General features: G+C 65.9%; 10 protein-coding genes and 1 tRNA gene. 7 read left to right on the top strand and 4 right to left on the bottom strand.

Translation table 11 applies throughout. The features are described 5' to 3' along the window. Window positions 1-15 precede the first annotated feature (15 nt). Window positions 16-1,365 carry a bifunctional folylpolyglutamate synthase/dihydrofolate synthase gene (locus LH19_RS08620; RefSeq protein ID WP_054727089.1) on the top strand — a complete coding sequence of 450 codons (1,350 nt, stop codon included), beginning with the start codon at window positions 16-18 and terminating at the stop codon, window positions 1,363-1,365. A gap of 9 nt (window positions 1,366-1,374) precedes the next feature. On the opposite strand, the gene LH19_RS08615 is transcribed toward LH19_RS08620, so the two are convergent. Both LH19_RS08615 and LH19_RS08610 read right to left on the bottom strand, forming a co-directional pair. Continuing rightward, complete coding sequence (locus LH19_RS08615; protein ID WP_054727087.1) at window positions 1,375-2,796, bottom strand: AmpG family muropeptide MFS transporter; 1,422 nt, start codon at window positions 2,794-2,796, stop codon at window positions 1,375-1,377. A gap of 107 nt (window positions 2,797-2,903) precedes the next feature. After that, window positions 2,904-3,341: a response regulator gene (locus LH19_RS08610; RefSeq protein WP_054733227.1), complete on the bottom strand. Its 438-nt coding sequence runs from the start codon at window positions 3,339-3,341 to the stop codon at window positions 2,904-2,906. Window positions 3,342-3,495: 154 nt separating this feature from the next. On the opposite strand from LH19_RS08610, the gene LH19_RS08605 reads away from it, so the two are divergent. Both LH19_RS08605 and rsmD read left to right on the top strand, forming a co-directional pair. Continuing rightward, window positions 3,496-4,356 carry a pseudouridine synthase gene (locus LH19_RS08605; RefSeq protein ID WP_082396271.1) on the top strand — a complete coding sequence of 287 codons (861 nt, stop codon included), beginning with the start codon at window positions 3,496-3,498 and terminating at the stop codon, window positions 4,354-4,356. A gap of 2 nt (window positions 4,357-4,358) precedes the next feature. After that, a complete protein-coding gene (rsmD, locus tag LH19_RS08600) occupies window positions 4,359-4,901 on the top strand; it encodes a 16S rRNA (guanine(966)-N(2))-methyltransferase RsmD (protein ID WP_054727085.1) in 543 nt (180 codons plus the stop codon). Window positions 4,902-4,903: 2 nt separating this feature from the next. On the opposite strand, the gene LH19_RS08595 is transcribed toward rsmD, so the two are convergent. Continuing rightward, entirely contained in the window at window positions 4,904-6,169 is a 1,266-nt protein-coding gene (locus LH19_RS08595) for an MFS transporter (protein ID WP_054733220.1), read from the bottom strand. Between the two features lie 151 nt (window positions 6,170-6,320). Here LH19_RS08595 and LH19_RS08590 point away from each other — a divergent pair, with 151 nt between their 5' ends. From LH19_RS08590 to LH19_RS08580, 3 genes are all read left to right on the top strand, one after another. Further along, window positions 6,321-7,187 carry a Rossmann-like and DUF2520 domain-containing protein gene (locus LH19_RS08590; RefSeq protein ID WP_054727083.1) on the top strand — a complete coding sequence of 289 codons (867 nt, stop codon included), beginning with the start codon at window positions 6,321-6,323 and terminating at the stop codon, window positions 7,185-7,187. 60 nt (window positions 7,188-7,247) lie between these two features. Continuing rightward, window positions 7,248-9,560 (top strand): ATP-dependent helicase, encoded by a 2,313-nt coding sequence (locus LH19_RS08585; RefSeq protein ID WP_234716112.1) that lies wholly within the window; start codon window positions 7,248-7,250, stop codon window positions 9,558-9,560. A 76-nt stretch (window positions 9,561-9,636) separates the two neighbouring features. Beyond that, window positions 9,637-10,515 carry a DUF4349 domain-containing protein gene (locus LH19_RS08580; protein ID WP_054727081.1) on the top strand — a complete coding sequence of 293 codons (879 nt, stop codon included), beginning with the start codon at window positions 9,637-9,639 and terminating at the stop codon, window positions 10,513-10,515. Between the two features lie 69 nt (window positions 10,516-10,584). On the opposite strand, the gene LH19_RS08575 is transcribed toward LH19_RS08580, so the two are convergent. After that, window positions 10,585-10,660: transfer RNA gene (locus LH19_RS08575), tRNA-Ala, on the bottom strand. A gap of 98 nt (window positions 10,661-10,758) precedes the next feature. On the opposite strand from LH19_RS08575, the gene LH19_RS08570 reads away from it, so the two are divergent. After that, complete coding sequence (locus LH19_RS08570) at window positions 10,759-11,775, top strand: NADP-dependent oxidoreductase (protein WP_054727079.1); 1,017 nt, start codon at window positions 10,759-10,761, stop codon at window positions 11,773-11,775. Window positions 11,776-11,780 lie beyond the last annotated feature (5 nt).

The following is an 11,780-nucleotide window of genomic DNA, read 5'->3' as shown; positions in this document are numbered from 1 at the left end:
CCACCATATCCTGCCATGGCCGACCACGCGCATTCCTCCGACCCTGCGGTGCAGGCGCAACTCGATCGCCTTGCGGCGCTGTCCCCGGGGCGCGATATCCTGGGCCTCGAACGCATCGCCGAGATCTGTGCGCGGCTCGGCAATCCGCAAGAGCGGCTTCCGCGCACCTTTCACGTCGCGGGGACGAACGGCAAGGGTTCGACCTGCGCCTTCCTTCGTGCGATCCTCGAGGCCGGCGGGCGCCGGGTCCACAGCTATACCAGCCCGCACCTCGTCCGGTTCAACGAACGCATCCGCCTTGCCGGGACGCTGATCGACGACGAATTGCTTGCTTCGCTGCTTGAGGAGGTGCTCGACATTGCCGCCGACCTGCACGCGAGCTTCTTCGAGGTGACGACCGCCGCCGCCTTCCTCGCCTTTGCGCGGACACCGGCCGACGATTGCATCATCGAGGTCGGGCTTGGCGGACGCCTCGACGCGACGAACATCATCCCTGCCCCGGCGGTGTGCGGCATCGCATCGCTCGGGATCGACCACGAAGCCTTCCTGCTCGCCCCCGAAGCGGGTACGCCGCAGGAGCCCGCCACGCGTATCGCATGGGAGAAGGCGGGCATCATCAAGCCCGGCACCCGGGTTGCGACGCTTTCCTACCCCCCGGCGGTCACCGACATCATCGCGGCGCGCGCTTCCGCCGCCGGTGCGCCGCTGTTCTTGGAGGGCAGCGGCTGGCAGGTCGATCCCGAGGGCGACGGTTTTCGCTGGTCGTCGGCATCGCTCGGCGCGGTTGGCGAAGCATTGTTCCCGCGCATGGCGGGTCCGCACCAGCGGCGCAACGCCGGGCTTGCGATCGCGATGTCACGGCTCGCCGAGCCGCGCCCTGCCGACGCCGATATCGTCCGCGGCATTGCGGGCACCTTCTGGCCGGGACGCATGCAGTTGCTGGGCAGCGGCCCGCTCACCGCCGCAATGTCCGGCGAGCAGAATATCTGGATCGACGGCGGGCATAACCTCGACGCGGCGCTGCAACTTGCGGACTTCCTTGGCCAGACGCTCGCCCGGCGCGAGCCGGTCGACCTTGTCCTCGGCATGCTCGCAAACAAGGACGTCGCCGGCTTTCTCGCCCTGCTCGCCCCGCACGTCGGCAGGCTGGTCGCGGTACCGATACCGGGGCACGAGCATCACGCTCCCGCCGATCTGGTTCGCATCGCCCGCGACAGCGGCATCGTGCAGGCTTCGGCGCAGGGCGACCTGCCGTCGGCGCTCCGTGCGCTCGCGGCCGACAGCCCGGCGCGCAACATATTGATCGGCGGATCGCTCTATCTGGTCGGGCAGGCGCTCGAACTCAACGAAGAGTTCCCTAGCTGAGTTCAGGACCTAGATTGCTGCCGGCTTCGGCTTGTCCTCTTCGGGATGGGCAATCTCGTGACCGTCGTCCTCGGTGCTCGGCTGGCGCACCGTCTGGACGACGAAACCCTTCTTCCACAGGATCCAGAGCAGCAGCATTCCCGGGATTGCGATGACCACCGTGAACAGCCAGAAGCCCACCCAGCCCAAGCCCTCGGCGATATAGCCGCCCGGCGCCGCGAGCCAGGTGCGTCCGACCGCAGCGAAGGATGACAGCAACGCGAACTGCGTCGCCGTGTACGCGAGGCTCGACAGGCCCGACAAATAGGTGACGAACACGGTGAGGCCGATGCCGCTGGTGAAATTCTCCGTCCCGACCGCAATCGCGAGCATCAGCGGCGAGTGACCGACCGAAGCGAGCGCGGCGAACAGCAGGTTGCTGAACATCATCATCAGCCCCGAGACGAGCAGCGCGCGTCCCATGCCGAGCCAGGCGATAAAGGGTGCAGCGAGCGCCGATCCGAGGATCAGCGCGACGAAGCCGACGCCCTTGTTGATCGCGACGAATTCGGTGTCGGTGAAGCCCAGTTCGACGATCATCGGGTTGAGCATCCCCTGCCCCATCGCGTCGCCGACCTTGTAGACGAGGACGAAGAACAGGATCAGCACCGCGCCGTGGCGGCCGAAAAATTCGCGGAACGGGTTGATCACCGTTTCCTGCAGCCAGCTTCCAAAGCTCTGCCCCGCGGCGCGGGCGCGGCTCGGGTCGAAACGCCCCGGCCCCGCATACAGCGCGCCAAGCAGCGCGGGAAGAATTGCCAGCCCGGTGAAACCATAAGCCGCGGCCCAGCCGAGGTTGAACCCCTCGGGCGACGCCAGCGCGATCGTCCCGACACCGGCGATCAAATTGCCGGTGCGATACCCGAACTGGTTCATCGCGGTGCCGTGCGGCAGTTCGGCGTCGCTCAAAATCTCGATACGATAGGCGTCGATGACGATGTCCTGCGTCGCCGAGAGGAAAGCGACGGTGATCGCCCAGAAAGCAAAGGGCGCGAGATTGTCGTTGGTCGGGTTGCTCGTGCCCAACTGCCAGATCGCGACGACCAGCAAGGCCTGGATGAAGAACAGCCAGCCGCGCCGCTGGCCGAATGTCTTGGTCAGGAACGGCAAAGGCAGCCGGTCGACGAGCGGTGCCCAGAGGAATTTCAGCGTATAGGGCGTCGTCAGTCCGATCGCGAAACCGATCGTCGATTTCTCGATCCCGACCTTCGACAGCCAGAAGGTCATCGTACCGAGCAGCAGGGTCAGCGGAAAGCCGCTCGAAATGCCGAGCAGGAAGGCGACGATCGGCATCGGCTTGCGATAGGGGGCAAAGCTCGGGACGACGAACGCGAGGCCGATGACCAGCGCGAGCACCGCGACCAACACCACCGAATCGAGCCCAAGCTGCATCGCGAACCTCCCCATTCCGCGTGCGCGGACCGTCAAAGCCAAAGGCCTAAAGCCTCGGTCCCAAATTGGAAGCGGCTATTTGGCGATCATGCGCCAGGCCGAGCCGATCAGGCGGCCTCGGGGCGCCAGTAGGTCTGGAGGCCGCTGATCTTGCGTGGCGGCTTGTTCTTGCAGACCATGCCCTCGACCGCACGCAATGCCGCGACGAGCGCCGAGGCGCTGTGCGGCTTGCCGAGGCAGGCGAGCGCGATGTCGCTCGCATCTTCGGGGCATTGTCCGGTCACGAGGAGCACCGCGATGCCGCGATCGCGCGCCAGCCGTGCGACTTCGCGGCCGGTCATATGCCCGGCGAGCGCAAGATCGAGAACGAGCGCATCGAGTTGCTCCGCCGCGATGATCGCAACCGCCGCCTCGCCGGAATCGACGGTCGCAACGACGTCATAGCCGCTGTGCTGCAGCGTCCGCTCATTGTCGAACGCGACCAGCGGATCATCCTCGATGATCAGCAGCCGCTTGATACACGACGGGCGGGACGCGAAGAGCATGAATACTCCCTTTGACATCGCCATGACTCGCTCCGCGCCTTCCTGCAAGATCGCTTCTGCTCGCCATCGACGAAGCGATACGTTTCCGGCTATGAGCGTGATCACAACGCAACACCTTTTCCCTGAAAACGACACGAAAGCCGCATCCGTTCCGATGACGACCCGCCGTCCGCCCCGTAATCCGCCCCGCCCGGCGCCCAAAAGCGCCGGCGACCGAGACGCCCCGAAGGGCCGCCGCGCCGCGCGCGCGTCGGCACCGCCGCGCAAACCCCAAGCCGCCGAGCCTGAGCGCGAGGACGGCCCGCAGCGCATCGCCAAGCTGCTGGCGCGCGCCGGCGTGGGATCTCGCCGCGATGTCGAACGCATGATCGAAGAAGGGCGCATCGCCCTCAATGGTCAGATCGTCGTCCAGCCCGCGCCCTTGCTGGCATCGCTCGAAGGGCTGACCGTCGATGGCAATCCGGTCGCCAAGCCGGTGTCGACGCGCCTTTATCGCTTTCACAAGCCCGCCGGCTGCCTGACCGCGGCGCGCGACCCCAAGGGCCGCAAGACGATCTATGATTTGCTCCCGAAGGGACTGCCGCGACTGATGCCCGTCGGCCGCCTCGACTATAATACCGAAGGGCTGCTGCTGCTCACCAACGACGGCGAGTTCAAACGCCAGCTCGAACTGCCGGCGAGCGGGGTAGAGCGCACCTATCGCGCGCGGGCGTTCGGCGACATCAGCCAGACCCAGCTCGAAGACCTCGTCGAAGGGATCGAGATCGATGGCGTCCGTTATGGCAAGATCGATGCGAACCTCGAACGCCGGACGGGTCGCAACCAGTGGATCGAGATGACGCTGACCGAAGGCAAGAACCGCGAAGTCCGGCGGGTCCTCGAACATCTGGGCCTGCAGGTCAGCCGCCTGATCCGCACGCGTTACGGCCAATTCACCCTCGAAGCGCTCGACGTCGGCGCTGTCGAGATCGTCCCGCGCGACGAACTGTTCCAGTTCCGGCGGCGAATGGGCTGACGATGCGGGTGATTTCCGGTGAATGGCGCGGACGCAAATTGCTCGCGCCGAAAAATGACGCGACGCGCCCGACAGCGGACCGCACGCGCGAAACGCTGTTTTCGATGCTGGCGAGCCGCCTCGGCAGTTTCGAGGGGCTGCATGTCGCCGACCTGTTCGCGGGATCGGGCGCGCTGGGGATCGAGGCGCTGTCGCGCGGTGCGGCGCAATGCCTGTTCGCCGAACAGGACCGCGACGCGCTCGAGGCGCTCAGGAAGAATCTGGCCGCGCTCGGCGCCGCGGACCGCGCCGACGTGCGCGCGGGTTCGGTGCTCGCGCTCGGCCCGGCAAAGCGGAGCTACGACCTGTTGCTGTTCGACGCGCCCTACGGCACCGGCGCAGGCAGCGTTGCGCTCGACAAGCTCAACCGGCTGGGCTGGATCGGCCCTGACAGCCTGATCTCGATCGAAACCGCCGAAAAGGAAGCGGTCGAGATTGCGGGTTTCGAGGTCGATACCGACCGCAAGGTCGGCAAGGCGAAACTGACCTTGCTTCGTCCCGCCTGAACTCAGCTTTCGGCCATCTGCCGGCGCACCATTAGCAGCCCAAGCCAGCTTACCACCCCGGCCAGCGCCAGATAGAGCCCGACCATCGGCGTGCCGCCGCGCTCGGCGAGCGCCTGTGCGATGATCGGTGCCATCGCGCCGCCGAGGATGCCGCCGGCGTTGAAGGTCACCGAGGCGCCCGTATAGCGCACCTGCACCGGAAACAGCGCGGTCAGCCAGCTGCCAAGCGGTCCGTAAACCAGCCCCATCACGAACAGCGCAGCGGCGAGCCCGAGGAAGACGATCGGCCAGCTTCCCGACGCGAGCGACGGCCCGAACAGGAAACCGATGAGGATCGTCGCGCCGCAGCCCCAGGTGAGCACCCGCTGCGCGCTCGACGCGTCGCTGGCATAGCCGGCGAAGACGATCCCGCCCGCCATGAACAGGATCGCGCCGAGCTGGACGAGCAGGAACTGTTCCTTCGGATAACCGAGCGCGCTTGTCCCGTGCGCCAATGCGAAGCTGGTCGCGAGATAGAAGATCGCGAAGCAGGCGACGACCGCGAAGGTCCCCGCCAGCGTCGGGATCAGGTGACCGCGCAGCAATTCGCCGATCGGCACCCCGACGGGGGCTTTCTGTTCCAGTGCCTCGGTAAAGGCTGGCGTCTCGCCGATCTTGAGCCGAACCCACAGGCCGAGCCCGACGAGCAGCGCCGAAAAGAGGAAAGGTATCCGCCAGCCCCAGCTGGTAAAATCGGCGTCGGAGAGCGTTACGCCGAGGATCAGGAACAGACCGTTCGCGGCGATGAAGCCGACCGGCGCGCCGAGCTGCGGGAACATGCCGAAGCGCGATTTCCATCCCGGCGGCGCATTTTCGACCGCCAGCAGCGCGGCCCCGCCCCACTCGCCGCCCAGCCCGAAGCCCTGGCCGAAACGCAGGATACAGAGGAGGAGCGGCGCGATCCACCCCGCCATCGCATAGGTCGGCAGAAAAGCGATGAGCAGGGTCGACCCGCCCATCAGCATCAGCGAAGCGACGAGCGTCGACTTGCGTCCGATCCGATCGCCATAATGGCCGAACACGATCGCCCCCACCGGCCGCGCGAAGAAGGCGAGCCCGAAGGTCATGAAGCTGTACATAAGCTGCGCCGACGCCGACTCGTCGGGAAAGAACAGCGGCCCGAAGACAAGCGCCGCAGCAGTGCCATAAATATAGAAATCATAGAATTCGACCGCGGTGCCGACGAGGCTGGCGGTCAGGATGCGCCGGTGCTTGCGATAGGGTGCCAGATCCACGGACAATGCCCCTCCCCTGTTTGTCTCGGCGCCGCTTTGGACGCGTTGCCCTGTGTGGTGCAAGGTAGAATGCAGCGCGGCCGCCTTTGGACCTCTCACGCGGCGCATTGGCCAAGCGCCCGCGGCGGAGCTAAGAGCGGTCCGTATGACCGGATTTCAACAGATCGGCATCGTCGGCGCAGGCCGGGTCGCGCAGGCGCTGACGCTCGGTCTCGCGCCGCATTCGCTCGCCCCGCCGTTGCTGTGGGCGCGCTCTCCCGCCAAGGCTGAAGTCGCCGCAGCTCGCTTGGGATGCGCGATCGCCGAGCAGCGCCTCGACCGGCTGATGCAGTCTTGCGACGTCGTTGCTATAGCGGTGTCCGACGATGCCGTTGAAGCGGTTTCCGCCGAGCTGGCTGCGGTGAGGCCGACGGATCGTCGCCCGTTCGTGTGCCATGTCAGTGGCCGCAGCGGCGCAGCGATCCTCGAACCATTACACGCGGCGGGAGCGCTGACCGCGGCGATCCATCCCGCGATGACCTTCACCGGCGATCCGCACGGCGAAGCCGCACGCATGAAGCAGGCGCGCTTCGCGGTGACCGGATCGTCGCCGCAAGCAATCGAGCTCGCGCACCGCCTTGTGGGCCTGATGGGCGGGATCGCGGTCGATATCGCGGAAGAGCGGCGTCCGCTCTATCATGCTGCGCTGTGCCACGCGTCGAACCATCTCGTTACATTGATCGCGGGCGCCTCGGATGCCCTTCGGAGCGCCGACATCGACGATCCCGCCGCCTTCCTCGCCCCACTCGTCCGTGCCGCGCTCGAAAACAGCCTCGACCGGGGTTTCGACGCCTTATCGGGTCCGCTGCTGCGCGGCGACAGCCGGACGATCGAAGGCCATCTGGGCGCGCTCGGCGTCGGATGTCCCGACCTGCTGCCGGCCTATCGCGCCATGGCGCTCGCGACGCTCGACGAGCTGGCGCGCGACGATGCGGCGCGGGTGTCGCCGGAACTGCGCAAGCTGTTCGGCTGAGCCGCACCGCCCGTCGTCCTGCACTGGACAGGACCAGCGCTGTTCCCTAATCGTTCGCGCGTGAACGACCAGCCTGCCTCGATACCCGACCTGCCGCCGCCCGATGCGTCTGACCCGCCCTATCTGCACGGGCTGAACGGGCCGCAGCGGCAGGCTGTGCTGACGACCGAAGGCCCGGTGCTGATGCTCGCGGGGGCCGGCACCGGCAAGACCGCGGCGCTCACCGCGCGGCTCGCGCATATCATTGCGACACGTCGCGCTTGGCCGTCGGAGATCCTCGCGGTCACCTTCACCAACAAGGCGGCGCGCGAGATGCGCGAACGAATCGGGCGGATGATCGGCGACGCGGTCGAGGGCATGCCCTGGCTCGGTACCTTCCACAGCATCGCGGCCAAAATGCTCCGCCGCCACGCCGAACTCGTCGGGCTGCAGAGCAATTTCACCATCCTCGACACCGACGACCAGCTTCGCGTGCTCAAACAGCTTATCCAGGCCGAGGGGCTCGATGAGAAGCGCTGGCCGGCGCGCCAGCTCGCGGGGCTGATCGACAAATGGAAGAACCGCGGCCTCACCCCGCCCGATCTCGATGCGGCCGACAAGGAAGCCTATGCCGACGGCAAGGGGCAGCATTTCTACGCGCTCTATCAGGCGCGGCTGAAAACGCTCAACGCCTGCGATTTCGGCGACCTGCTGCTCCACATGCTGGTGATCCTGAAAAACCACCGCGACGTGCTCGAACAATATCAGGAACGCTTCAAATATATCCTCGTCGACGAATATCAGGACACCAATGCCAGCCAGTATCTCTGGCTCCGCCTGCTCGCGCAGGCGCGCAAGAATATCTGCTGCGTCGGCGACGACGACCAGTCGATCTATTCGTGGCGCGGCGCGGAGGTCGCAAATATCCTGCGTTTCGAAAAGGATTTCCCGGGCGCGACCGTGATCCGCCTCGAACAGAATTATCGTTCGACCCCGCAGATTCTTGCCGCCGCCTCGGCGCTGATCGCGCAGAACAGCGGCCGTCTTGGCAAGACGTTGTGGACCGAACTCGATCCCGGCGACAAGCTGCGCGTCGTCGGGGTGTGGGACGGACCCGAGGAAGCACGGCGGATCGGTGAGGAACTGGAGACGCTCCAGCATCGCAAGGTCAGCCTCGACCGCACTGCGATCCTCGTTCGCGCCCAGTTCCAGACGCGCGAGTTCGAAGACCGCTTCATCGCGATCGGCATGCCATACCGCATCGTCGGCGGTTTCCGCTTCTACGAACGCGCCGAAATCCGCGATGCGCTCGCCTATCTCCGCCTCGTCCAGTCGAGCGCCGACGACCTCGCCTTCGAGCGCATCGTCAATGTTCCCAAGCGCGGGCTCGGCGACAAGGCGCTGGCGCGCATCCACCAATATGCGCGCCACGAGCGCGCGCCGCTCTTCCACGCCGCGTCGCGGATCACCGAAACCGACGAACTGACCCCGCAGGCACGCCGCCAGCTCGCGAACTTCGTCGCGCAAATGCGGAACTGGCAGGCGAAGGCGAACGAACTTTCGCACCCCGAACTCACCCAGCTCATTCTCGACGAATCGGGCTATACCGCGATGCTGCAGGCCGACCGCAGCGTCGAGGCCGCGGGCCGCCTCGAAAACCTCTCCGAACTCGTCCGCGCGATGGAAGAGTATGAATCGCTCGAAGCCTTCCTCGAGCATGTCAGCCTGGTGATGGACCGCGACCAGAATGACGACACCGAGACCGTCACCATCATGACGATCCACGCCGCCAAGGGACTGGAATTCGACCATGTGTTCCTCGCGGGCTGGGAGGATGGGGTGTTTCCGTCGCAGCGATCGATGGACGAGGGCGGCACCGCGAGCCTCGAGGAAGAGCGCCGCCTCGCCTATGTCGCGATCACCCGCGCCCGTCGGCGCGCGAGCATCTATCATGCCGCGAACCGGCGTATCTACGGCCAGTGGATGAGCAGCATCCCGAGCCGTTTCATCGGCGAAATCCCGCAAGAGCATATCGAGAGCGAGAACAGCTTCGGCGGCGGGCAAAGCCTGTGGCGCGCCAACTGGTCGGCGCAGGGCGATCCCTTCGCCCATGTCGCCGAACGCCAGCCGGCCCGCACGATGACGCGCGGTCCGGCCTGGCAGCGCGCGGTTGCGCAATCATCGACGATCACCCGCGCGCCCGCCCCCAGCGAAAAAGGCCCCGCCGCCTCGGTCGGCGCCAAGCCGCGCAGCGACCTGGCGATCGGGATGCGCGTGTTCCACGAAAAATTCGGTTATGGTGAGATCATCGACATCGACGGCAACAAGCTGGAGGTCGAGTTCGAACAGGCCGGCAGCAAGCGGGTGCTCGACGGCTTTGTGAAGCTCGCCTGATTTCTTATTGTCTACTACATTGGTTATGATATGTCGTCCCATGCGGCCAACGAGTCGCGTTTTGGGAGAGTCTTCTATGAAAACCAAGCTCTTAGCGGGCGCGATGGCGTTCGCCCTGATCGGCTGTTCGGAACAGGCCGCCGAAGATGCTGCTTCGACCGACACCCCTGCCCCCGCCGCCGAAGCTGCGTCAGCCGCCGGCGATGCAGCCGAAGAGGCCGTTCCGGATATCGGCCTTAATGCGACCCCCGGCGTCGCGTTCGATTATAGTTACGCGTTCCGCCTCGACGACAACCGGATCGCCAAGGTCCAGAGCGAGCATGCCGCTGCCTGTGAAATGCTTGGCACCGCGCGGTGCCGGATCGCCGACATCCGCTATGGCAAGGTCCGCGAGAATGAGGTCGAGGCGCAGACGAGCTTCAAACTCGACCCCGGCATCGCCCGCAAGTTCGGCGCCGACGCGATCGCCAGCGTCGAGAAGGCCGAAGGCGTACTCGCCGATGCCAGCGTCGCCGGCGAGGATGTCGGCACGCAGATCGAGCAATCGCAGCAACGCAGTGCCGGCGCCGCCGCCGAAATCGAGCGTCTCGAAGGACGGTTGAAACAGGGCGGGCTCGACAAGGGTGAGCGCGCGGAACTGCTGCGGCAGATCGCAGGGCTGCGCGGCCAGCTCGGCGAAGAACGCCAGAGCCGCCGCGCCGGCGAAGCGAAGATCGCGATGACCAGCGTCGTCTTCAACTATGTCGGCAACGGCGGCCTGCCGGGCATCGGCCATGAAAATCCGTTCAGCAACGCGTGGACAACGTTGCTCGGCAGCGGCGGCACCCTGCTTTCGATCATTCTCGTGGCTGGCGCAGCGATCCTGCCCTGGGCGCTGCTTGCCGCGCTTATCGTCTTCCTGTGGCGGAAATTCCGTCGCGGGCGCCCGACCGGGCCGTCGGCGCCGACAGCCTGACAGGCATCATGGCCGGGGGCGGATGATCTGTCCCCGGTCGATACGCTTGGCTGGAAGGAGAAAGGGTCGTGGTGGAGCCGAGGGGAATCGAACCCCTGACCTCTGCAGTGCGATTGCAGCGCTCTCCCATCTGAGCTACGGCCCCGCGACCGGCGGCGTCTTAACGAGCCAGCCGGACAGTGGCAACGGCTTTTCTGATCATTGGGCCGTGTCGCCGGATAAAAACGGGAAAGCGGGGGTAATATGGCCAAGGCATGGCACCTCATCAGCCGTCCGACCGGACTACCGACGATGGCGAACTTCGCGTTACGCGATTTGCCCGACGCACCGCTGGAGTCCGATCAACTGCGGGTTCGCAACCTCTGGCTTTCGGTCGATCCCTATATGCGCGGCCGCATGAACGACGCGAAAAGCTATGCCGCCAGTTTCCAGATTGACCAGCCGATGACCGGCGGCGCGATCGGCGAAGTGATCGAAAGCCGGCTCGACGGCTTCGCGCCGGGCGACCTCGTCCTCCATATGGGCGGCTGGCGCGATGGCGGGGTGATCGGGCTCGACATGATGCCGAACAAGTTGCCCGCCGCCGCGCTCGCCGCTGGGATGACGCCGCAGACCTTTCTCCATAACATGGGCCTGACCGGCGGTACGGCGTGGATCGGGCTGTTGAGGATCGCGGCCGCGAAGCCCGGCGACGTCGTTTTCGTGTCGGCAGCCGCGGGCGCTGTCGGCTCGGCGGTAGTGCAAATCGCGAAGGCGCGCGAGATGACGGTGATCGGCTCGGCAGGCGGTGCGGAAAAATGCACGTGGGTCAGTGCGCTGGGCGCCGATGCGGTGATCGATTACAAGGGGGGGCCCGTCCTTCCGGCGCTGGCAGCGGCTCTACAGAAATTGGGCAAGGGCGGCGTCGATGTCTATTTCGACAATGTCGGCGGCGAGCATCTCGACGCTGCTTTCGCTACCGCGAGCGATTTCGCACGCTTCGCGATTTGCGGGATGATCGACGTCTATAACGACGGCAAGGCGCAGGAGATGAAATATCTGATCCGCGCGATCCCGGCGCGCATCCGGATGGAAGGCTTTATCTACACCGACCAGTTCATCGATTGCATGGAAGAGTTCTACGCCGACATGGGGGCGTTGATCGCAGGCGGCGCGGTGACGATGCGCGAGACGGTGCACGACGGTCTGGAGGCAACGCCGCAGGCGTTCCTCGGACTCTTCTCCGGCGACAATATCGGGAAGATGCTGGTCAGGCTCTGACCCGC

It is taken from the genome of Sphingopyxis macrogoltabida (assembly GCF_001314325.1).
Lineage (GTDB): Bacteria > Pseudomonadota > Alphaproteobacteria > Sphingomonadales > Sphingomonadaceae > Sphingopyxis > Sphingopyxis macrogoltabida.
The sequence above is the reverse complement of the archived record's forward strand: the minus strand, read 5'-3'. Positions and strand labels throughout refer to the sequence as shown.